This window comes from Pseudomonas shirazica, assembly GCF_015168335.1.
GTDB lineage: Bacteria > Pseudomonadota > Gammaproteobacteria > Pseudomonadales > Pseudomonadaceae > Aquipseudomonas > Aquipseudomonas asiatica.
In genome coordinates this window covers 5,652,663-5,673,455 of the sequence record NZ_CP063456.1, presented here as the reverse complement: position 1 = coordinate 5,673,455, position 20,793 = coordinate 5,652,663, and the positions used below count along the sequence as shown (strand labels likewise).

General features: G+C 60.4%; 19 protein-coding genes. 9 read left to right on the top strand and 10 right to left on the bottom strand.

Annotation, left to right across the window (positions count from 1 at the left end; all coding sequences use genetic code 11):
• Nucleotides 1-120 precede the first annotated feature (120 nt).
• A complete protein-coding gene (locus IMX18_RS26130) occupies nt 121-525 on the top strand; it encodes a YkgJ family cysteine cluster protein (protein ID WP_003259873.1) in 405 nt (134 codons plus the stop codon).
• Nucleotides 526-760: 235 nt separating this feature from the next.
• On the opposite strand, the gene IMX18_RS26125 is transcribed toward IMX18_RS26130, so the two are convergent.
• The 6 genes from IMX18_RS26125 to thiI all read right to left on the bottom strand — a co-directional run bounded on the left by IMX18_RS26125 (nt 761) and on the right by thiI (nt 8,134).
• A complete protein-coding gene (locus tag IMX18_RS26125; RefSeq protein ID WP_015272111.1) occupies nt 761-2,185 on the bottom strand; it encodes a PhoPQ-activated pathogenicity-related family protein in 1,425 nt (474 codons plus the stop codon).
• A gap of 209 nt (nt 2,186-2,394) precedes the next feature.
• Nucleotides 2,395-2,943: a hypothetical protein gene (locus tag IMX18_RS26120; RefSeq protein ID WP_015272112.1), complete on the bottom strand. Its 549-nt coding sequence runs from the start codon at nt 2,941-2,943 to the stop codon at nt 2,395-2,397.
• A 566-nt stretch (nt 2,944-3,509) separates the two neighbouring features.
• Entirely contained in the window at nt 3,510-3,788 is a 279-nt protein-coding gene (locus IMX18_RS26115) for a hypothetical protein (RefSeq protein WP_217189985.1), read from the bottom strand.
• A 6-nt stretch (nt 3,789-3,794) separates the two neighbouring features.
• Nucleotides 3,795-4,379 carry a 2OG-Fe(II) oxygenase gene (locus IMX18_RS26110; protein WP_080604908.1) on the bottom strand — a complete coding sequence of 195 codons (585 nt, stop codon included), beginning with the start codon at nt 4,377-4,379 and terminating at the stop codon, nt 3,795-3,797.
• Between the two features lie 352 nt (nt 4,380-4,731).
• Nucleotides 4,732-6,552, bottom strand: a complete 1,821-nt coding sequence (typA, locus tag IMX18_RS26105; protein WP_013974573.1) for a translational GTPase TypA — start codon at nt 6,550-6,552, stop codon at nt 4,732-4,734.
• 127 nt (nt 6,553-6,679) lie between these two features.
• Nucleotides 6,680-8,134 (bottom strand): tRNA uracil 4-sulfurtransferase ThiI, encoded by a 1,455-nt coding sequence (thiI, locus tag IMX18_RS26100; RefSeq protein WP_013974574.1) that lies wholly within the window; start codon nt 8,132-8,134, stop codon nt 6,680-6,682.
• A gap of 469 nt (nt 8,135-8,603) precedes the next feature.
• Between thiI and glnA the strand changes: the two genes are divergently transcribed.
• The 4 genes from glnA to ntrC all read left to right on the top strand — a co-directional run bounded on the left by glnA (nt 8,604) and on the right by ntrC (nt 13,419).
• Nucleotides 8,604-10,010: a type I glutamate--ammonia ligase gene (gene glnA / locus IMX18_RS26095; RefSeq protein WP_015272115.1), complete on the top strand. Its 1,407-nt coding sequence runs from the start codon at nt 8,604-8,606 to the stop codon at nt 10,008-10,010.
• 174 nt (nt 10,011-10,184) lie between these two features.
• Entirely contained in the window at nt 10,185-10,628 is a 444-nt protein-coding gene (locus IMX18_RS26090; protein WP_015272116.1) for a cupin domain-containing protein, read from the top strand.
• A gap of 272 nt (nt 10,629-10,900) precedes the next feature.
• Entirely contained in the window at nt 10,901-11,986 is a 1,086-nt protein-coding gene (gene glnL, locus IMX18_RS26085; protein ID WP_013974577.1) for a nitrogen regulation protein NR(II), read from the top strand.
• The gene (gene ntrC, locus IMX18_RS26080; RefSeq protein ID WP_013974578.1) at nt 11,983-13,419 is read left to right on the top strand and encodes a nitrogen regulation protein NR(I); all 1,437 of its coding nucleotides are present in this window, start codon (nt 11,983-11,985) and stop codon (nt 13,417-13,419) included. The genes glnL and ntrC overlap by 4 nt, the downstream gene beginning before the upstream one ends.
• Nucleotides 13,420-13,859: 440 nt before the next feature.
• Here ntrC and IMX18_RS26075 read toward each other — a convergent pair whose 3' ends face one another.
• Nucleotides 13,860-14,297: a hypothetical protein gene (locus tag IMX18_RS26075; protein WP_015272117.1), complete on the bottom strand. Its 438-nt coding sequence runs from the start codon at nt 14,295-14,297 to the stop codon at nt 13,860-13,862.
• Here IMX18_RS26075 and trmL point away from each other — a divergent pair.
• Nucleotides 14,296-14,757, top strand: coding sequence for a tRNA (uridine(34)/cytosine(34)/5-carboxymethylaminomethyluridine(34)-2'-O)-methyltransferase TrmL (trmL, locus tag IMX18_RS26070; RefSeq protein WP_013974580.1), 462 nt, complete (start codon nt 14,296-14,298; stop codon nt 14,755-14,757). The two genes, IMX18_RS26075 and trmL, sit on opposite strands and share 2 nt — an antisense overlap.
• A 162-nt stretch (nt 14,758-14,919) precedes the next feature.
• Here trmL and secB read toward each other — a convergent pair whose 3' ends face one another.
• Genes secB through IMX18_RS26055 form a run of 3 tightly spaced genes read right to left on the bottom strand, consistent with a single transcriptional unit; the run spans nt 14,920 to nt 16,114 of the window.
• Nucleotides 14,920-15,405, bottom strand: coding sequence for a protein-export chaperone SecB (gene secB / locus IMX18_RS26065; protein WP_013974581.1), 486 nt, complete (start codon nt 15,403-15,405; stop codon nt 14,920-14,922).
• Between the two features lie 39 nt (nt 15,406-15,444).
• On the bottom strand, nt 15,445-15,699 hold the full coding sequence (gene grxC, locus IMX18_RS26060; RefSeq protein WP_003249204.1) for a glutaredoxin 3: 255 nt from the start codon (nt 15,697-15,699) through the stop codon (nt 15,445-15,447).
• A gap of 1 nt (nt 15,700) precedes the next feature.
• Nucleotides 15,701-16,114: a rhodanese-like domain-containing protein gene (locus IMX18_RS26055; RefSeq protein WP_003259887.1), complete on the bottom strand. Its 414-nt coding sequence runs from the start codon at nt 16,112-16,114 to the stop codon at nt 15,701-15,703.
• Between the two features lie 206 nt (nt 16,115-16,320).
• On the opposite strand from IMX18_RS26055, the gene gpmI reads away from it, so the two are divergent.
• The 3 genes from gpmI to IMX18_RS26040 all read left to right on the top strand — a co-directional run bounded on the left by gpmI (nt 16,321) and on the right by IMX18_RS26040 (nt 20,787).
• Nucleotides 16,321-17,856, top strand: coding sequence for a 2,3-bisphosphoglycerate-independent phosphoglycerate mutase (gpmI, locus tag IMX18_RS26050; RefSeq protein ID WP_054572194.1), 1,536 nt, complete (start codon nt 16,321-16,323; stop codon nt 17,854-17,856).
• Nucleotides 17,857-18,087: 231 nt separating this feature from the next.
• On the top strand, nt 18,088-19,392 hold the full coding sequence (locus IMX18_RS26045) for a murein hydrolase activator EnvC family protein (RefSeq protein ID WP_015272119.1): 1,305 nt from the start codon (nt 18,088-18,090) through the stop codon (nt 19,390-19,392).
• 78 nt (nt 19,393-19,470) lie between these two features.
• On the top strand, nt 19,471-20,787 hold the full coding sequence (locus IMX18_RS26040; RefSeq protein WP_015272120.1) for a S41 family peptidase: 1,317 nt from the start codon (nt 19,471-19,473) through the stop codon (nt 20,785-20,787).
• The last annotated feature ends 6 nt before the right edge of the window (nt 20,788-20,793 follow it).

Below are 20,793 nucleotides of genomic sequence, written 5' to 3'. Positions count from 1 at the left end.
GAGTGACAGTTAGCGTTCGCAGTTTTCATGCCCACTTTGCGATTCCGGCAAAAGGTTGTTCATAAATTGAACAATTCCGGTATGATCGCGCGCCCCAAGACCGTGATACACCCCATAAAGATGAAAACGACCCTGATCGCCGCAGCCGAAGTCGACCGCCTGGAGACCTGGCAGCGCTACACCAGCAACATGTGCCATGGCTGCCATTCGACCTGCTGCACCCTGCCGGTGGAGGTGAAGATCAAGGATCTGATCCGTATCGGCGTGGTCGACGAGTTCGAGAAAGACGAACCGCCGAAGAACATCGCCAAGCGCCTGCAGAAGGATGGCATCATCGAACGCTTCAACCAGAAGTCGGGGATCTTCACCCTGACCCGGATGAGCAATGATGACTGCCTGTATCTGGATCGTAAAAGCCGGCTGTGCACCATTTATGACAAGCGGCCGGATACCTGCCGCAACCACCCCAAGGTCGGGCCGCGGCCGGGGTATTGTGCGTACAAGCCCAAGGTGGTCGGGCGCTGATCGCTAGCCTTCAAGGGCCTCTTCGCGGGCTTGCCCGCTCCCACAAGGGTCGCGCAAATCATGGGCTCAGCGACACACCTGTGGGAGCGGGCAAGCCCGCGAAGGGCCGCAAAGCGGCCCCAATTCGCTTAGCTTACTGGCATTAGGACACGCCCGTGAAAAACGGTGAAGCCGGTGCAATCCATTTCAGTATTCAAGCGGCCACTGCTGGCCAATTATGTGCCAAGCCAGATTTCTACTTTCCGCCAGAGGGAAAGCTCCTGCATGCACCACCCTGCTCCGCCGGTGGATGTTCGGGATAGGTCTGCGGCAGCACGCTGACCGGGCTGGTAGCGATAAAGCCATCAGCAAACTTCGCTTCGACGAACTGCGCCCGCCATCCCACCGCCGGCGGCGTGCGCTGCAGGGTGAAGCTCTGCATGGGAGCGAGCGTCTCGGATTGGTAGCGCACCCCGCAGGCAAAACGGAAGTCGCGGTCCTGGCTGTTGCTCGCCGTCCACACCTTCACCGCCACTGGCGGCTCAGAGAAGTCGACGCTCATCTGCCCGGCATACCCGCTGGCCGACACCTGCACGCTTGGCAAAGGTGTGCCATCGCGCAGGCGCGTCACTGCAGGTACCAAGGTACTGACTACCGCTTGACGCACCCCGCCATGGTCAGAGTTCGGCAATACCCTGAGGCTGGTCTGGCCCGGCAGGCGCTGCTGATAATCGGTGACCGGGTCAGGGGCGAAGAAATCGTCACCACTGGCGGACACCAGGTACTTGGGAATGGCCAGACGCTGCCTTTTCTCGTTCAGGTACTGCATCGGGTCCATCATCGCCATCAGCCGCTCGAATGCCGGGGTGCCCAGCTGCTGCAGGACACCAGCCTGCTGGTAGGAACCCAGCGCCAAGGGCCAGTGACCACCATAACGCTTGCGCAATCCGGCCAGCATGTCCGAAGTATCCGCGACGTCGATCACACTGGGCACGATGGCCACCACCCGCTCATCGGCCAATGCCGTGAGCCATGCGCTCCAGCCGCGCTTGGAGGCACCCGTGATAATGAAGCGGTCCACCGTGAGCCCTTGCCCTGCCAGCTCTTGCTCGGCCAGATCCATCGCCCGGCTTGCCGCCGCGGCCATCGGCACGTGCAGTGGCAATTCCGGCGCGGCGCCGCGAAGCGCATGAGCCCAGGTATGGGCCACGGCGTCATCCTCGCGCAAGGGCTTCTCGTTATCGTTGAAGGTCACGTACTGATTGGGCACATCGCTGATCATGACCACGGCCATCCGTGCCTTGAGGGCGACCTCGCGCAATGCCTCGCGGGTATAGTCCGGGGTTTGCGCCGGTCCGAACCGTACACCGTTGTTCACCACCAGCAAGGCTTTGCCGGGCACGGCATTGTGCGGGATATGCAGCTCGACATCATGCTCCCAGCGGCGCGGCTCAACCACCGGCGCTGGTTCCCAAACCTGCGAAACCATCTGCAAGCGACGGAACGCATACCCAGGCTCGGAGGCTTGCTCGAGCAATACGGCTTCCAAGGGTGCCTGACGCACCTTGCCAATATGGCACTGGACAACATCCTGCGGACGCAGGCTGGCACAATCCTGCATGGTGCAAGCCTGCAAGCCTGCCATCAGGCAGGGGATGGCCAGCGCTAAACGGTAATTCATGTGCATGCTTCCGGCTTCGAGAAAGCACTTCACGCTAGGCATCACAACAAGCGCGCACAAGTCGCAAAAGGCCGTGAAGGATGCAACCTACATCAGCTTGAGATATCACCTACAAAAAACCTGCGTCATACAAACAAAAACGCCCCCGGCGATGCGTGCGAGGGCGTTTTGACTCGAACGAGCAAAATGGGAATAGCTCTATTTCTATATCAACCCTGCCGAGCAAGGTCGCGCAGATGAAGTACAACCATAACGATCGCGGCTATGGCGGTCACTATTGATGCCAAGGTACCCAACACGACCGTGGACATTATCGATTCATTATTCCAAACCACGACCTGTTGATTGAGACGATCGTCGTAGAGTATTTGCCCGTCCAACGTGGCGAGTTCACGCACGGTGCTACCATCATCCCCACGTTCCACTGTAAGAATAACCTTCGCATTGATACGAAGCCCCGATGCCTCATACAACTTCCGGTAAGTATAAACACGTTTACCCTCCCGCCTTCCATCAAGCTTATATGCTACGCCAAAATGTACTAGCGAACGGTTATGCTCCCAAACGTCTGGATAACCGGATACTCGCCCCTCGATAACTAGTAGCCTAGACAAATCAGGGGCCTTATATACTTCCAGCTGACTGAAATAAAGCGCAACACCTGCAAGCATCGTAATCACGACAATCGCAAGCAATTGAGCTCGCTTTAAAGGAGGGGACACTCTGAGCAACTTTATGAATCCAGAAAATGACTGCACACGCCCCTCCTGCTATTTCAAATAGGAAAATCACCTAAAAATCTTTAATGATACCTATCAACTCCACCTACGCCCCCGCCAGGCGGGATGATCTCTATAGGACCTATATCAATATTCCACCTGGGGAGTTCCGGCAATGGGAATACCATAGGCCCGCCACCGAAGTCCGGCTCAATATAGCCACCCCCGCCGCCGCCAGATATTCCGTACAGGTGAGAAAGGTCGCTTCCAAGCAGCACGCCTTGCGTATCCGGGTTCCACTGGGTTACCGCAACTCGGCCCGCATAGATTGCGCTGATTTGGGCGAGCGATGCAAGGGCCAAGTCCGGCGCTACCCAGTAATCAGGGTAGGTGGCATTTGTATTTGCAACGAAATGTTTTTGCACTACAGGTGCGATAAAAGAATGATACAAATTTGTTGCCGCATCGGAATTGAGTATCCCCAAGGCATTAGCCCCAACGCCCACAGCAGTGAAAATAACTGCGGGAGTGCCAGCCCCAGCAAGCAAGCTTATACTGCCGACAATCCCCGCAACATTTCCAACCAGGCTCAGGACGTCACCTTTTTAAAATTTCTGGTCGGTCTTGTACTGAGCAGTAATTTTTAGAAATACTGTAGTCGCAGCAAGCGTATTCACCTTGATATTGAGGAAGGGTGTAAAACCCGCAGTCAGCTTTACTATTGACGTGATCCCGGCGACTGCAGCTCCGGTTTGGGCACTCTGATTCACTAGAACGAACCCTGACTTGTCGCTATTGTACTGATCCGTCAGGGAAGTAGCTGCCGCACCCACCGCTACCGGTTTTTCAACGTAGCCCAAGATAATCTCAAGTGTTTTGATCATCTTTCGCTACTCCCTGATCAATGTCTTGAAGGCGATGCTCATACGCAGCCGATTACAACTCACACCAGGCGCCCGAGCACCATGCGGCACTTCCCCATTGAAGATTACAACCCGCCTCGGCTTAGGCTGTACCGACAGCACAATACTTTCTTTGTCAGCGTCGTAGAATACAAGCTCACCACCCCAGCAGGTGGCCCAGTACTCGCTGCAAAACAGCATTACAGTTTTCCCTGGCGCCTCGGCTGTATTGTCACGATGAATAGGACCATCCTGGCTGCTTGTTTGACCATTGGCGTATACCCCTAACAGGGTCGCCGAAGGCATATGCGCAGCCTTGATACGTGCCCAGATATTCGCCAGAAAAGCCCAGTCCGGTCGCTCTCGTAGTTCTTGCTCACAGTCTTCCAATTCATTTCTGCGAGTACCGGCGATAAAACTGTGCCAACATGGACGATCAAGGGGAGCATAAGGATAGGGCCAGCCATAACGCCAGAGCGAGCCAGTTAGGAGCCTCAATATTTTCGTGTGCTCTTCGTCCGTTATTCCATCATCAATCACACAGATATTTTTACAAGCAGTCAAACCTACCATTACTTCAATCTCCTGATCTCAACATAGCGATTGGAGACTGAAAGTTAAAACACCTTTAGATATTCTCACACAGGGAAACAGCCGCTCAGCCGGTGACCTTTACCATAGCCTTGACGTGATAACAGATTTAGTCGCCATAACGAGTTCCAATTTTCTTTACCTCAAAAAAACTTTTTTCAGACTGACACCAACCTGAAGCTTTACCAGCCCCCAAGCATTTACCATGATAAAAGCACGTGTGCGTGAGAGACCGCAGGCAGCCACTGCCCTTGGCTTCACTCAGAATTGGACATAAAAAAACGCCCCCGGCATTTCGACCGGGGGCGTTTTCGTTTCAGCTCAAGCTAGACGATCAAGCCTTGGCTTTCTTGGCAGCGCGGGTACGCTCGCCTTCGTCCAGGATCTTCTTGCGCAGGCGGATCGACTTCGGAGTCACTTCGCACAGCTCATCGTCCTGGATGAATTCCAGGGCCTGTTCCAGGGTGTGGCGAACCGGCGGTACCAGGGCGATGACTTCGTCTTTGCCCGAAGCACGCATGTTGTCGAGCTTCTTGCCTTTGGTCGGGTTCACGCCCAGGTCGTTGTCACGGCTGTTCAGGCCGATGATCTGACCGTTGTAGATGTCCTGACCGTGCTCGATGAACAGCTTGCCGCGAGCCTGCAGGGTTTCCAGCGAATAGGTCAGCGCCTTGCCGGTCTCGATCGAAACCAGTACACCGTTCAGGCGACCGGACATCTGGCCGGCTTTCATGGTGTCGTAGCGATCGAAGATCGAGGTCAGGATGCCTGCACCGTTGGTCAGAGTCAGGAACTGGTTACGGAAACCGATCAGACCACGAGCAGGTACGTTGTACTCCAGACGTACACGGCCTTTGCCATCCGGCGCCATGTTGGTCAGGTCGCCCTTACGCAGGCCCATTTCTTCCATGACCTTGCCCTGGGATTCTTCAGGGATGTCGATGGTGACGTTCTCGAACGGCTCCTGCTTCACGCCGTTGACTTCGCGGATGATCACTTCAGGGCGGCCTACAGCCATCTCGAAGCCTTCACGACGCATGGTTTCGATCAGAACCGACAGGTGCAGCTCACCACGGCCGGAAACCTTGAACTTGTCAGCCGAGTCGCCTTCTTCAACGCGCAGTGCAACGTTGTACAGCAGCTCTTTGTCCAGACGTTCCTTGATGTTACGGCTGGTGACGAACTTGCCTTCCTTGCCGCAGAACGGCGAGTCGTTGACCTGGAAGGTCATCGAAACGGTCGGCTCGTCAACGGTCAGTGGCTTCATCGCCTCGACGTGGTTCATGTCGCACAGGGTGTCGGAGATGAACAGCTCGTCGAAACCGCTGATGCAGACGATGTCGCCAGCCTGGGCTTCTTCAACGTCGACGCGGTGCAGGCCGTGGTGGCCCATCAGCTTGAGGATACGGCCGTTACGCTTCTTGCCTTCGGTGTCGATGGCAACAACCGGGGTGTTCGGCTTGATACGACCACGGGCGATACGGCCAACGCCGATAACACCGAGGAAGCTGTTGTAGTCCAGAGCGGAGATCTGCATCTGGAACGGGCCATCGACGTCAACGTTCGGCGCCGGTACGTTGTCGACGATCGACTGGTACAGCGGGGTCATGTCTTCGGCCATGTCGGTGTGGTCCAGACCGGCGATGCCGTTCAGGGCCGAAGCGTAGACAACCTGGAAGTCCAGCTGATCATCGGTGGCACCGAGGTTGTCGAACAGGTCAAAGATCTGGTCCAGAACCCAGTCAGGACGCGCGCCCGGGCGGTCAACCTTGTTGATCACGACGATCGGCTTCAGGCCAGCTTCGAAAGCCTTCTTGGTCACGAAGCGGGTTTGCGGCATCGGGCCGTCCTGGGCATCGACCAGCAGCAGCACGGAGTCGACCATCGACATTACACGCTCAACCTCGCCACCGAAGTCGGCGTGGCCGGGGGTGTCGACGATGTTGATGTGGTAGCCGTTCCAGTTGATGGCGGTGTTTTTCGCCAGGATGGTAATGCCGCGCTCTTTTTCCTGGTCGTTGGAGTCCATCACGCGCTCGTCGTTGAGCTCGTTACGCTCCAGGGTGCCGGACTGGCGCAGGAGTTTGTCGACCAGGGTGGTTTTACCATGGTCAACGTGGGCGATGATGGCGATGTTACGCAGATTTTCGATCACAACTGTATCTCGATCAGAGGATTCGGTTGCCGCCAGTGTAGGCGGCGAATATGTATGGTTTGAGGCTCAGCGGGCCCGGTGGTCGGGAGGGCGATGGCGGATGCTGCCGCCATACAGCCCTGGCGTCTTATGCCGGACGATAAACACGCACATTGGCATGTCCCTCACTGAGCAGGTGGTGTGCGTGCAGACGGCTCATCACACCTTTGTCGCAATACAGCAAGTACTGGCGGTTGGCATCCAGCTGCTTGAACTTGCTGTTGATGGCATAGAACGGCATGGCCTGGACTTCGATACCGTCCAGCACCAGAGGTTCGTCTTCCTGGGCATCGGGGTGACGAATGTCGATAACGATCTGGCCGGGCAGCGCCTCGGTCACTTCCTCAATTTCGATGTCCTTGCCCAGTTCGTCGATCACATGGTCGATGGAGATCAACCGGGCGCGTTCCAGGGCGCGCTCCAGCACGGCCATGTCGAACTGCTTCTCTTCATGCTCCATGCGGTGGCGCTTGGCGTGAGTGGTCGGGTTTACCGAGATCACGCCGCAGTATTCTGGCATGTGCTTGGCGAAGTCGGCAGTGCCGATCGCGTAGGCCTGGTCGATGATGTCCTGCTTGTGGCTGGCCAGCAGGGGGCGCAGCACCAGCTTGTCGGTGGCCGAGTCGATGATCGACAGGTTCGGCAAGGTCTGGCTGGACACCTGGGAAATCGCTTCGCCGGTGACCAGGGCATCGATCTCCAGGCGGTCGGCCATGTGCGCGGCACCACGCAGCATCATGCGTTTGAGGGTCACGCCCATGTAGCTGTTGTCGACCTTGTTCAGAATCTCGCCGACCACTTCCTCGAACGGCACGCTGATGAACAGCACGCGCTGGCTGCTGCCGAACTTCTTCCACAGGTAGTGAGCCACTTCCATCACGCCCAGCTCGTGGGCACGGCCACCGAGGTTGAAGAAGCAGAAGTGGGTCATCAGGCCGCGGCGCATCATCTGATAAGCCGCCACGGTCGAGTCGAAGCCACCGGACATCAGTACCAGTGTCTGCTCCAGGGCGCCCAGCGGGTAGCCGCCGATGCCCTGGTGCTGGTTATGGATCACGTACAGGCGCTGGTCGCGGATTTCGATGCGCACCAGCACTTCCGGGTTCTTCAGCTCGATGCCGGCGGCGCCGCACTGCTGGCGCAGCTGGCTGCCGACGTAACGGTCGACGTCCATAGAGGTGAAGTCGTGGTGACCACCGCGCTTGCAGCGCACGGCGAAGTGCTTGCCGGCCAGCAGGTGGCCGAAGTGCTGCTTGCACTTGGCGACGATGTCATCGAAGTCGCCGAGCGGGTATTCCTCTACCTGCAGGAAGTGGGTGATACCCGGGGTGCAGGTGAGGCGCTCGATCATCTCGCGCTGGACCTTTTCGTCTTCGACGCGGGTGACCACTTCGAGATTGTCCCAGACACCATCGACCACGAGCTCAGGATCGAGGTCCTTGAGCACGTTGCGGATGTTCTTGCCGAGCTGGCGGATGAAGCGCTTGCGCACCGGCCGGCTCTTGATGGTGATTTCTGGGAAGACTTTGACGATAAGTTTCATTGGTTAACAGCGCGCGCAGGGCCTGCCGAAAATGAGGGGCGCGAATTATAGCGGAAATTGCTCAGGATTTGACCAACTTTTGTACAGAAGGTCGGATTTATATTGCCTGCACCGGCCTCATCGCCGGCAAGCCAGCTCCCACAGGCTATCCACAGTTCTCAAGACCTGCGCCCTACCTGTGGGAGCTGGTTGCCGGCGATGAGGCCCTCAAAGAAAGCACACAACTCAAGCAATGCACACTATTGGTGCACCGCTACCAAAATTCGCATCTTAAGAGTGCACTTCTCCCCAGCAACCCACCCCCAGATGCCCGCAAACGCCCCCTTTTATCCCGCCCTCGCCATTTTCGGGCACTGGCATGCAATTTGCTCCCTTGTGAGGCAGGTAAGCTTGGCCGACTATCCGCGCCCGGCAACACCCTTTTTCCAGGGCAGCGGCCCACCGCGCTCTAGACCATCCGGAGGACAACATGTCGAAGTCGGTTCAACTCATCAAAGATCATGACGTCAAGTGGATTGATCTGCGTTTCACGGACACCAAAGGCACTCAGCACCACGTGACCATGCCGGCGCGTGATGCACTGGAAGACGACTTCTTCGAAGTCGGCAAGATGTTCGACGGTTCCTCCATCGCTGGCTGGAAAGGCATCGAAGCCTCCGACATGATCCTGATGCCGGTCGACGAAACTGCCGTACTGGACCCGTTCACCGAAGAGCCGACCCTGATCATCACCTGCGACATCGTCGACCCGTCGAGCATGCAGGGCTACGATCGTGACCCTCGCGCCATCGCCAAGCGCGCCGAAGAGTACCTGAAGAGCACCGGCATCGGTGACACCGTATTCGCAGGCCCGGAGCCAGAGTTCTTCATTTTCGACGAAGTGAAGTTCCAGTCGGACATCTCCGGCTCGATGTTCAAGATCTTCTCCGAGCAAGGCTCGTGGATGACCGGCGCTGACGTGGAAGGCGGCAACAAAGGCCACCGTCCAGGCGTGAAGGGCGGCTACTTCCCGGTTCCGCCGTTCGACCACGACCACGAAATCCGTACTGCCATGTGCAACGCACTGGAAGAAATGGGCCAGACCGTCGAAGTTCACCACCACGAAGTGGCGACTGCCGGCCAGAACGAAATCGGCGTCAAGTTCAACACCCTGGTGAAGAAGGCTGACGAAGTACAGGCGCTGAAGTACGTCGTGCACAACGTTGCCGACGCCTACGGCCGCACCGCTACCTTCATGCCGAAGCCACTGTACGGCGACAACGGCTCGGGCATGCACGTGCACATGTCGATCTGGAAAGACGGCAAGAACACCTTCTCGGGTGAAGGCTATGCCGGCCTGTCCGACACCGCCCTGTACTTCATCGGCGGTATCATCAAGCACGGTAAGGCCCTGAACGGCTTCACCAACCCGTCGACCAACTCCTACAAGCGTCTGGTCCCAGGCTTCGAAGCCCCGGTAATGCTGGCCTACTCGGCTCGCAACCGTTCCGCCTCGATCCGTATTCCTTACGTCGGCAGCCCGAAAGCCCGCCGTATCGAAGCTCGCTTCCCGGACCCATCGGCCAACCCATACCTGGCCTTCGCGGCCCTGCTGATGGCCGGCCTGGACGGTATCCAGAACAAGATCCACCCAGGCGATGCTGCCGACAAGAACCTGTACGACCTGCCGCCTGAAGAGGCCAAGGACATTCCGCAGGTTTGCGGCAGCCTGAAGGAAGCTCTGGAAGAGCTGGACAAGGGCCGTGCGTTCCTGACCAAGGGCGGCGTGTTCTCCGACGACTTCATCGATGCCTTCATCGAGCTGAAGAGCGAAGAAGAAATCAAGGTCCGCACCTTCGTTCACCCGCTGGAATACGAGCTGTACTACAGCTGCTGATCTGATCGGCGCCTCGCGCCGATGACATGATCACGAACGGCCTCCTTCGGGAGGCCGTTTTCGTTTCCGTGGCTGCGTCCTCGATTTCATACAGAACCGGCAGATGCCGCTGACATTTCGCCGCCCCCCTCAGCACGCAGGGTAGGCGTCCCTTCAGTCAAAGGACATCACGCCATGCGCAAACTTCTACCTGCAATGATTACCGTATCCGCCCTCCTCACCGGCTGCGCCAGCAATGGCACCGCGCCAGGCCAGGCAACGTCACAGGTGCTTCACCGCGCCACCGGCAGTTGGGACGGTACTCCCTATCTCGATTACCCCGAAGGACGACCAGTGCTGTCGCTTGTGAAAGTCAGCATTCCCGCCCACACCACCCTTGGCTGGCACTGTCACCAGGCGCTCAATCTAGGCTATCTGACCGAGGGACGACTCGAGGTGGAAACCCGCGACGGCAAGCGGACAAGCCTGGTTGCAGGCCAGACGCTGGCCGAACTTCAAGGGGAAGTGCACCGCGGGCACACCACTGGGCAGCCCGCCACTGTCATGGTGTTCCACGCAAGCAATGAAGACCTTGCGTTTTCAACGCCAGAAGCCGAATGCCCGCCAACTGTGCGATAAACCCTGAAACCACCTATGCTCCATATTGGTGCGCGCTGTGGACTAACGCCCCCGAATGCACCCCAAAAGCGATCACATGAACCGTTTAATCAGTTCATTCTGGTGCGAATTTTCCCGTTTCCAGGGCTTTATCGGCAAATTCCGCTTCTTTTCGGAGCCTTGGTTTGGTTCTTGCATTTTTTGCCCAAAGACTGGAATCAGCGGATCCACCGCGCGCCCGACCATGGCCGCGCCCATGCCCGACACGCGCCAAAAGAGGTCGACGACGCCCTATGACCATCAGCGATGCCCAGCACCGTCTACTTCTGGACAACCTGACCACCGCCACGCTGCTGCTCAACGCCGAGCTGCGCCTGGAGTACATGAACCCGGCCGCGGAAATGCTTCTGGCAGTGAGTGGCCAGCGCAGCCATGGGCAGTTCATCAGCGAGCTGTTCACCGAGTCGACCGAAGCGCTCAGCTCGCTGCGCCAGGCGGTCGAGCAGGCGCATCCGTTCACCAAGCGCGAAGCGCAGCTCACCTCGCTGACCGGGCAGACCATCACCGTCGACTACGCGGTTACGCCGATCCTGCACCAGGGCCAGACCCTGCTGCTGCTCGAGGTGCACCCGCGCGACCGGCTGCTGCGCATCACCAAGGAAGAGGCCCAGCTGAGCAAGCAGGAAACCACAAAGATGCTGGTACGCGGCCTGGCCCATGAAATCAAGAACCCCCTCGGCGGCATTCGCGGCGCAGCTCAGCTGCTGGCTCGCGAGCTGCCTGAAGAAGGCCTGCGCGACTACACCAACGTGATCATCGAGGAAGCCGATCGCCTGCGTAACCTGGTCGACCGCATGCTCGGCTCGAACAAGCTGCCGTCGCTGGCCATGACCAACATCCACGAAGTGCTTGAGCGGGTCTGCAGCCTGGTCGAGGCCGAAAGCCAGGGTTGCATCACTTTGGTGCGCGATTATGACCCCAGCCTGCCTGACGTATTGGTCGACCGCGAGCAGATGATCCAGGCCGTGCTCAACATCGTGCGCAATGCCATGCAGGCGATCAGTTCGCAGAACGAACTGCGCCTGGGCCGCATCACCCTGCGCAGCCGTGCCCTGCGCCAGTTCACCATCGGCCATGTGCGCCATCGCCTTGTGGCGAGGGTGGAGATCATCGACAACGGCCCGGGCATCCCGCCGGAACTGCAGGACACCCTTTTCTATCCCATGGTCAGCGGTCGCCCGGACGGTACCGGGCTGGGCCTGGCCATTACCCAGAACATCATCAGCCAGCACCAGGGCCTGATCGAGTGTGAAAGCCATGCAGGCCACACCGCATTCTCGATCTACCTGCCCCTGGAACAAGGAGCCACCGCCTCATGAGCCGAAGTGAAACCGTATGGATCGTCGACGATGATCGCTCCATCCGCTGGGTCCTGGAAAAAGCCCTGCAACAGGAAGGCATGACCACCCAGAGCTTCGATAGCGCCGATGGCGTCATGGGCCGCCTGGCACGCCAGCAACCTGACGTGATCATTTCCGACATCCGCATGCCGGGCACCAGCGGCCTCGACCTGCTGGCACAGATCCGTGAGCAGCACCCGCGCCTGCCGGTCATCATCATGACCGCCCACTCCGACCTGGACAGCGCCGTTGCGTCGTACCAGGGCGGTGCATTCGAGTACCTGCCCAAGCCATTCGATGTGGACGAGGCGGTCTCGCTGGTCAAGCGCGCCAACCAGCACGCCCAGGAGCAACAAGGGCTGGATGTGCCGCAGAGTCTGGCGCGCACCCCGGAAATCATCGGTGAAGCACCGGCAATGCAGGAGGTGTTCCGCGCCATCGGCCGCCTCAGCCACTCCAACATCACCGTGCTGATCAACGGTGAGTCCGGTACCGGCAAGGAGCTGGTGGCCCACGCCCTGCACCGCCACAGCCCGCGTGCGGCCTCACCGTTCATCGCCCTGAACATGGCAGCCATCCCCAAGGACCTGATGGAGTCCGAGCTGTTCGGCCATGAAAAGGGCGCCTTCACCGGCGCCGCCAACCTGCGCCGAGGGCGCTTCGAGCAGGCCGACGGCGGCACCCTGTTCCTCGACGAGATCGGCGACATGCCCGCCGACACACAGACCCGCCTGCTGCGAGTGCTGGCCGATGGCGAGTTCTATCGCGTGGGCGGCCACGTACCGGTCAAGGTCGATGTGCGCATCATCGCCGCCACTCACCAGAACCTGGAGTCGCTGGTGCAGGCCGGCAAGTTCCGCGAGGACTTGTTCCACCGCCTGAACGTGATCCGCATCCACATTCCGCGGCTGGCCGACCGCCGCGAAGATATCCCTGCCCTCGCCCGCCACTTCCTCGCCCGCGCCGCCCAGGAACTGGCGGTCGAGCCGAAGATCCTCAAGCCGGAAACCGAGGAATTCATTCGCAATCTGCCGTGGCCGGGCAACGTACGGCAGATGGAGAACACCTGCCGCTGGATCACCGTGATGGCCTCCAGCCGCGAAGTGCTGATCGGCGACCTGCCGCCGGAGCTGCTGAACCTGCCACAGGACGCCGCACCGGTAACCAACTGGGAGCAGGCCCTGCGCCAGTGGGCCGACCAGGCGTTGGCGCGTGGGCAGACCAGCCTGCTGGACAGCGCAGTGCCGAGCTTCGAGCGGATCATGATCGAGACAGCCCTCAAGCACACGGCTGGCCGTCGGCGCGATGCGGCACTGTTGCTGGGTTGGGGACGCAACACCCTGACGCGCAAGATCAAGGAACTGGGGATGAATGTGGCGGGGGGCGATGATGAGGAAGGTGACGAGCACTGAGTTCCAGGTAAACCCATAGTTCTCTGGGGCTGCTGCGCAGCCCATCGCGACACAAGGCCGCTCCTACAGGAGAATGCGATCCCCTGTAGGAGCGGCCTTGTGTCGCGATGGGCCGCAAAGCGGCCCCAAACATTTCAGCCCTTCGATGCACCGATCCTGTGCCCGATGCACCTCACTAAGGCACAAATCCCCTCAAAAAACGGCCAATTCACCCTGAAAGCCCAGATTCACGGGCTTTTCAAAACTGGCACGCCCCCTGCAATAAACAATACATATCCAGTTTCGGGGGCCCTGGTACAGGCAGGCCGGGTGAACCCCTCTTTTATTCGCAACATCGCCAGTTTTGGGGACCTCGGTACAGGCAGGCCGGGCCATCCCCCCTTTATACGCAGTACCCCTTTCGGGGACCCTGGTACAGGCAGGCCGGGATATCCCCTCTTTTATTCGTGCAGTTTCACCTGCAACCGCCAGCGCCCAGCGTCCTCTGCACCGGCCCACTCGCCGTGCAGGGGGCGCGCAGCCACCACCGTCAGCAACAGCCCTTCCTTGCTATTCTGCACCCGCCAACTCACAGGCTTGCCCTGCAGGCTCAGTTGCCCTTGCCGGGCCTTGCCTTGGGCCTGGAACAACAGTGCTACCGTACCGTCCACATTCTCGCCATGCAGCTGAGGCTCTTCGTTGAACCACAGCTCCAGGCCATCCTGCACCACCTCCACCTGCTGCAACTCGCGCTCGTCGGGTGTAGTCAGGCGGCCGATCATCAGCCCTACCATCAAGCCGACGATCGCCAGCGACAGCATCACCCGCGGGAACGCCTTCGAACGCACGTCCGGTTCGGGGGTAGAATGCCCGTCATCTTCACGCTTGGAGCCGTGCATGTTTCACGTCATCCTTTTTCAACCAGAAATTCCGCCGAATACCGGCAACATCATTCGCCTCTGCGCCAACAGCGGCTGCGACCTGCACCTGATCGAGCCCATCAGCTTCGAACTGGACGACAAGCGCCTGCGGCGCGCGGGGCTGGATTACCACGAGTATGCCACGCTCAAGCGCCACGAGAGCCTGGCCGGATGCCTGGAAAGCCTGGGCAACCCACGGCTGTTCGCCTTCACCACCAAGGGCTCGCACCCGTTCCACGAAGTGGCTTACCAGCCGGGTGATGCCTTCCTGTTCGGGCCAGAAAGCCGCGGCCTGCCGGCCGAAGTACTGGACAGCCTGCCGGCCGAACAACGCCTGCGCCTGCCCATGCGGCCCGGGTGCCGCAGCCTGAATCTGTCCAATACCGTGGCTGTGACGGTGTATGAGGCGTGGCGGCAGAATGGGTTTGCCGGCAGTTGATGCGCTGCCCGCACTGACTCTATCGCCGGCAAGGCAGCTCCCGCAGGGACCGCACCACCCTTGAAACCTGTGCAGTACCTGTGGGAGCTGGCTTGCCGGCGATAGGGCCGGAACAGGCCAACAAAAAAGGCGACCGAAGTCGCCCTTTTTCAAACGCAGCTATTACTGCACTGTCGGCGCTTCGCCGGCTTCCTGCATGCGCTGCATTTCTTGCGCGTACAGGGCGTCGAAGTTGACCGGCGACAGCATCAGGGCCGGGAACGAACCGCGGGTCACCAGGCTGTCCAGGGTCTCGCGGGCGTACGGGAACAGGATGTTCGGGCAGAACGCACCCAGGGTGTGGCTCATCGAAGCCGCGTCCAGATTCTTGATCAGGAAGATACCGGCCTGCTGCACTTCAGCGATGAAGGCCACTTCGTCACCGTTCTTGACGGTAACCGACAGGGTCAGCACCACCTCGTGGAAGTCGCCTTCCAGGGCTTTCTGCTTGGTGTTCAGGTCCAGGGCAACGCTCGGCTCCCAGGTCTGGCGGAAGATCTGCGGGCTTTTCGGGGCTTCGAACGACAGGTCGCGCACATAGATGCGCTGCATGGAGAACTGAGGGCTGTTGTCTTCTGCAGCAGCGCCGTTGGTCTGTTGGTCAGTCATGGCAGATCCTTATCCTAATGTTTTTGAATGCAGTGCAAATCAGGCCGCCAGCAGCGCGTCGAGCTTGCCGGCGCGCTCCAGGGCATAAAGGTCATCGCATCCACCGACGTGGGTGCTGCCGATCCAGATCTGCGGCACAGATGTACGGCCGGCCTTCTGGCTCATCTCGGCACGAACCTGTGGCTTGCCGTCGACCTTGATTTCCTCGAAGGCCACGCCCTTGCTCTCGAGCAGGTACTTGGCGCGCATGCAGTAGGGGCAGTAGTCGCTGGAATAGACGATGACGGGCTTCATATCACTTCACCAGGGGCAGGTTATCGGCTTTCCAGCTGGAAACGCCACCGCTCAGTTTGGCGGCGTTGTAACCAGCCTTGAGCAGCTCGCGGCAGATGGTGCCGGACTGCTGGCCCATCGAGTCGACGACGATCAGGGTCTTCTCTTTGTGCTTGTCCAGCTCGCTCATGCGGTTGACCAGCTTGTCCTGCGGGATGTTCACCGCACCGACGATGTGACCGGCGGAGTATTCCTTGGTCGGGCGAATGTCGATGACCAGGGCTTTCTCGGCATTGACCAGGGCAGTCAGCTGGCCGTTGCTCAGGCTCTGGCCGCCGCGACGGATTTCGTTGACCAGCAGCGCGACCAGCAAAACAACGAAGATCGCCACCAGGATGTAGTGGTTTGTCGCAAATTGAATCAGGTTAGCAACCATCTGGGGTGTTCCACGCGATTGAAAATGCCGGCCAGTATACACAGGCCCTTATTGCCACCAAAGCCCGACGGGCCGGCCGGAAAGGTACCTTCATGTTGCCACATTGGCCACGCTGGTCAGGGAACAGGACGAATATTCGCCGCCGGTGGCGCATTTGCCCTAAAATGCGTGTCTTTATCATCTTTGAACAACCGTGAGTTTGATTGATGACGAGTACGCCCAAACCCCTGGTCCTGATCATCCTGGATGGCTTCGGCCACAGCGAAAGCCCCGAATACAACGCCATCTATGCCGCCAACACACCGGTCTATGACCGCCTGCGCGCCAGCCAGCCGCATGGCCTCATTTCCGGCTCAGGCATGGATGTCGGCCTGCCGGACGGGCAGATGGGCAACTCCGAAGTCGGTCACATGAACCTCGGTGCCGGCCGCGTGGTGTATCAGGATTTCACCCGGGTGACCAAAGCCATCCGCGACGGCGAGTTCTTCGAGAACCCGGTACTGACCGGCGCCGTGGACAAGGCAGCCAGTGCCGGCAAGGCTGTGCACATTCTCGGCCTGCTGTCCGATGGCGGCGTACACAGCCACCAGGACCACCTGGTAGCCATGGCCGAACTGGCCGCGCAGCGCGGCGCGCAGAAGATCTACCTGCACGCCTTCCTCGATGGCCGCGACACGCCACCACGCAGCGCGCAGTCGTCCATCGAACTGCTCGACGCCACCTTCGCCAAGCTGGGCAAGGGCCGCATCGCCAGCCTGATCGGCCGCTACTACGCCATGGACCGTGACAACCGCTGGGACCGTGTCAGCGCCGCCTACAACCTGATCGTCGACAGCGCTGCCGAATACACCGCCGACACCGCCTTGGCCGGCCTGGAAGCGGCCTACGCCCGCGACGAGAGCGACGAGTTCGTCAAGGCCACGCGCATTGGTGAAGCAGTCAAGGTCGAAGACGGCGACGCGGTGATCTTCATGAACTTCCGCGCCGACCGCGCCCGCGAACTGTCGCGCGTGTTCGTCGAAGCCGACTTCAACGAATTTCCGCGTGCCCGCCTGCCAAAACTGGCCGCCTACATCGGCCTGACCCAGTACTCGGCAAAAATCCCGGCCCCCGCCGCCTTCGCCCCGGCCAGCCTGAACAACGTGCTGGGCGAGTACCTGGCGAAAAACGGCAAGACCCAGCTGCGCATCGCCGAGACCGAGAAGTATGCCCATGTCACCTTCTTCTTCTCCGGCGGCCGTGAAGAGCCTTTCGAAGGCGAAGAGCGCATTCTGATCCCGTCGCCGAAGGTCGCCACCTACGACCTGCAGCCGGAAATGAGCGCACCGGAAGTTACCGACCGCATCGTCGAGGCTATCGAGCAACAGCGTTATGACGTGATCGTGGTCAACTACGCCAACGGCGACATGGTCGGCCATACCGGCGTGTTCGAGGCTGCGGTGAAGGCCGTCGAGGCCTTGGATGGCTGCGTCGGGCGTATCGTCGAAGCACTGGACAAGGTCGGCGGCGAAGCGCTGATCACCGCCGACCATGGCAACGTCGAGCAAATGGAAGACGAGTGCACCGGCCAGGCGCACACCGCGCATACCACCGAGCCGGTACCGTTCATCTATGTGGGCAAGCGCAACGTCAAGGTGCGTGACGGCGGCGTGCTGGCCGATGTGGCGCCGACCATGCTGAAGCTGCTGGGGCTGGAAAAGCCGGTGGAAATGACTGGTACCTCGATTCTGGTCGATGCCTGATTCGGTGCCAAAGGGAGCCGCTTTGCGGCCCATTCGCAGCACAAGGCTGCTCCTACAAAGGGCTCATGCAATGCCTGTAGGAGCAGCCTTGTGCTGCGAATGGGCTGCACAGCAGCCCCAATAACACATGAATTCCAGACAAACGCCCCTCTGCACCCGCAGCGAGGCGTTTTTTTTGCCCGCCCGCGCGGGCATACTAGGCCAGTCTCCATCCTTGGTACGCCAAACCCCATGCTTCGCGCCCTGATCCTCCTAGCCCTGTCTTGCCTGCTCAGCCCGGCCTTTGCCGATGAGCGTGCGCAGACCCAGCAGCAACTGGACGCCACCCGCCAGGACATTGCCGAGCTCAAGAAGACGCTGGGCAAGCTCCAGGAAGAAAAGGCCGGTGTGCAAAAGGACCTCAAAGCCACCGAGACCGATATCGGCAACCTCGAAAAGCAGGTGGAGGCCCTGCAGCAAGAACTAAAAAAGACCGAGGGCGAGCTGGAGCGCCTTGATACCGAGAAAAAAAAACTCCAGAGCGCCCGCGTTGAACAACAGCGACTGATCGCCATCCAGGCCCGTTCGGCCTACCAGAACGGCCGCGAGGAATACCTCAAGCTGCTGCTCAACCAGCAGAACCCCGAGAAGTTTGCCCGCACCCTCACCTACTACGACTACCTGAGCAAGGCGCGCCTGGAGCAACTGCGCACCTTCAACGAGACCCTGCGCCAGCTGGCCAACGTCGAACAGGAAATCGCTACCCAGCAGCAACAGCTGCTGGCCCAGCGCGCCGACCTCGACAGCCGCCGCCAGGCCCTGGAAACCGAGCGTGGCAAGCGCCAGCAGGTGCTGGCCAAGCTCAACAGCGACATGAAGGACCGCGACCAGAAGCTGCAATCGCGCGAGCAGGATCAGGCCGACCTGTCCAAGGTACTCAAGACCATCGAGGAAACCCTCGCCCGCCAGGCCCGCGAGGCCGAAGAAGCGCGCAAGAAGGCCTTGCTGGCCCAGCAGGAAGCGGAAAAGCGCCGCCAGCAGGAAGCCCTCGCTGCCGCTGCCGCTCGCGAACAGGCCCGCGAACCGGTGGAGCCACCGAAAAAGGCCCGCACCACCCTGGGCCCGCTGGTTTCCAGCGACGGCGCGAACTACGGCGGCGCATTTTCTGCCGCACGGGGAAAACTTCCCTGGCCAGTCAATGGTCGATTGCTGGCACGTTTCGGTGATGCCCGCGGCAGCGATGCCCGTGCCAAGTGGGACGGGGTGATGATCAGCGCCAACCCGGGCACTCAGGTACGTGCCGTGCACGGCGGGCGCGTGGTGTTCGCCGACTGGTTGCGCGGTGCCGGGCTTCTGGTCATTCTCGACCATGGCAACGGTTACCTGAGCCTGTACGGCCATAACCAGAGCCTGCTCAAGAGCGCCGGTGATATCGTCAAGGCCGGCGAGGCCATTTCCACCGTTGGCGACAGCGGCGGCCAGGACGCTGCCGGCTTGTACTTCGCCATCCGCCAGCAGGGCCGGCCTACCGACCCTTCGCAGTGGTGCCGGGGCTAGTCAAATTTCTACGGGGTAGCCCACGGGCTGCGCCGATGCTCCCCAGGGAGCGCTTACAGGATCAGGAGTTCGTTCGACATGCTGCACTCGCCTCGTCTCACCCAGCTGGCCCTGTCCATCGCCCTGGCGGTCGGCGCGCCCCTGGCCACTGCCGCGGAGCCGGCCAAGCCGGCCGCAGTACCGGCCACCGAGGTGACCGCCAAGGCGCCACTGCCGCTTGAAGAGCTGCGCACCTTCGCCGAGGTCATGGACCGCATCAAGGCGGCCTATGTGGAGCCGGTGGATGACAAGACCCTGCTGGAAAATGCCATCAAGGGCATGCTCAGCAACCTCGACCCGCACTCGGCCTACCTCGGCCCAGAGGACTTCCAGGAGCTGCAGGAAAGCACCAGCGGCGAGTTCGGCGGGCTGGGCATCGAAGTAGGCCAGGAAGACGGCTTCATCAAGGTGGTCTCGCCGATCGACGACACCCCGGCATCGCGTGCCGGCGTGCAGGCCGGCGACCTGATCGTCAAGATCAACGGCGCCCCGACCCGTGGCCAGACCATGACCGAAGCGGTCGACAAGATGCGTGGCAAGGTGGGCGAGAAAATCACCCTGACCTTGGTGCGTGACGGCGGCACCCCCTTCGACGTGACCCTGGCCCGCGCGGTCATCCAGGTCAAGAGCGTGAAGAGCCAGCTGCTGGAGAACGACTACGGCTACATCCGCATTACCCAGTTCCAGGTCAAGACCGGCGACGAAGTAGGCAAGGCCCTGGCCAAACTGCGCAAGGACAACGGCAAGAAGCTGCGCGGCGTGGTGCTGGACCTGCGCAACAACCCGGGCGGCGTGCTGCAGTCGGCGGTGGAAGTGGCCGACCACTTCCTGACCAAGGGCCTGATCGTCTACACCAAGGGCCGCATCGCCAACTCCGAGCTGCGCTTCTCGGCCGACCCGGCCGACGCCAGCGACGGCGTGCCACTGGTGGTGCTGATCAACGGCGGCAGTGCCTCGGCCTCGGAAATTGTCGCCGGCGCCCTGCAAGACCAGAAACGCGCCGTGCTGATGGGCACCGACAGCTTCGGCAAAGGCTCGGTGCAGACCGTGCTGCCACTGGCCAACGACCGTGCCCTGAAGCTCACCACCGCGCTGTACTTCACCCCCAACGGCCGCTCGATCCAGGCCCAGGGCATCGTCCCCGACATCGAAGTGCGCCCGGCCAAGCTCACCGCCGAAGCCGACACCGACAACTTCAAGGAAGCCGACCTGCAGGGCCACCTGGGCAACGGCAACGGCGGTGCCGACCGCCCGACCGGCAGCGGCAAGCGCAAGGAGCGCCCGCAGGATGACGACTTCCAGCTGAGCCAGGCTCTGAGCCTGCTCAAAGGCCTGAACATCACCAAGGGCGACTGATCCACT

What these genes read in the sequence shown, in the direction of transcription:
- trmL (WP_013974580.1), top strand. Translation starts at nt 14,296, where the DNA reads ATGTTTCACGTCATCCTTTTTCAACCAGAAATTCCGCCGAATACCGGC.
- gpmI (WP_054572194.1), top strand. Translation starts at nt 16,321, where the DNA reads ATGACGAGTACGCCCAAACCCCTGGTCCTGATCATCCTGGATGGCTTC.
- IMX18_RS26055 (WP_003259887.1), bottom strand. Translation starts at nt 16,114, where the DNA reads ATGGTTGCTAACCTGATTCAATTTGCGACAAACCACTACATCCTGGTG.
- IMX18_RS26125 (WP_015272111.1), bottom strand. Translation starts at nt 2,185, where the DNA reads ATGAATTACCGTTTAGCGCTGGCCATCCCCTGCCTGATGGCAGGCTTG.
- IMX18_RS26130 (WP_003259873.1), top strand. Translation starts at nt 121, where the DNA reads ATGAAAACGACCCTGATCGCCGCAGCCGAAGTCGACCGCCTGGAGACC.
- IMX18_RS26090 (WP_015272116.1), top strand. Translation starts at nt 10,185, where the DNA reads ATGCGCAAACTTCTACCTGCAATGATTACCGTATCCGCCCTCCTCACC.
- ntrC (WP_013974578.1), top strand. Translation starts at nt 11,983, where the DNA reads ATGAGCCGAAGTGAAACCGTATGGATCGTCGACGATGATCGCTCCATC.
- IMX18_RS26045 (WP_015272119.1), top strand. Translation starts at nt 18,088, where the DNA reads ATGCTTCGCGCCCTGATCCTCCTAGCCCTGTCTTGCCTGCTCAGCCCG.
- glnA (WP_015272115.1), top strand. Translation starts at nt 8,604, where the DNA reads ATGTCGAAGTCGGTTCAACTCATCAAAGATCATGACGTCAAGTGGATT.
- IMX18_RS26075 (WP_015272117.1), bottom strand. Translation starts at nt 14,297, where the DNA reads ATGCACGGCTCCAAGCGTGAAGATGACGGGCATTCTACCCCCGAACCG.
- grxC (WP_003249204.1), bottom strand. Translation starts at nt 15,699, where the DNA reads ATGAAGCCCGTCATCGTCTATTCCAGCGACTACTGCCCCTACTGCATG.
- IMX18_RS26110 (WP_080604908.1), bottom strand. Translation starts at nt 4,379, where the DNA reads ATGGTAGGTTTGACTGCTTGTAAAAATATCTGTGTGATTGATGATGGA.
- thiI (WP_013974574.1), bottom strand. Translation starts at nt 8,134, where the DNA reads ATGAAACTTATCGTCAAAGTCTTCCCAGAAATCACCATCAAGAGCCGG.
- IMX18_RS26040 (WP_015272120.1), top strand. Translation starts at nt 19,471, where the DNA reads ATGCTGCACTCGCCTCGTCTCACCCAGCTGGCCCTGTCCATCGCCCTG.
- secB (WP_013974581.1), bottom strand. Translation starts at nt 15,405, where the DNA reads ATGACTGACCAACAGACCAACGGCGCTGCTGCAGAAGACAACAGCCCT.
- IMX18_RS26115 (WP_217189985.1), bottom strand. Translation starts at nt 3,788, where the DNA reads ATGATCAAAACACTTGAGATTATCTTGGGCTACGTTGAAAAACCGGTA.
- glnL (WP_013974577.1), top strand. Translation starts at nt 10,901, where the DNA reads ATGACCATCAGCGATGCCCAGCACCGTCTACTTCTGGACAACCTGACC.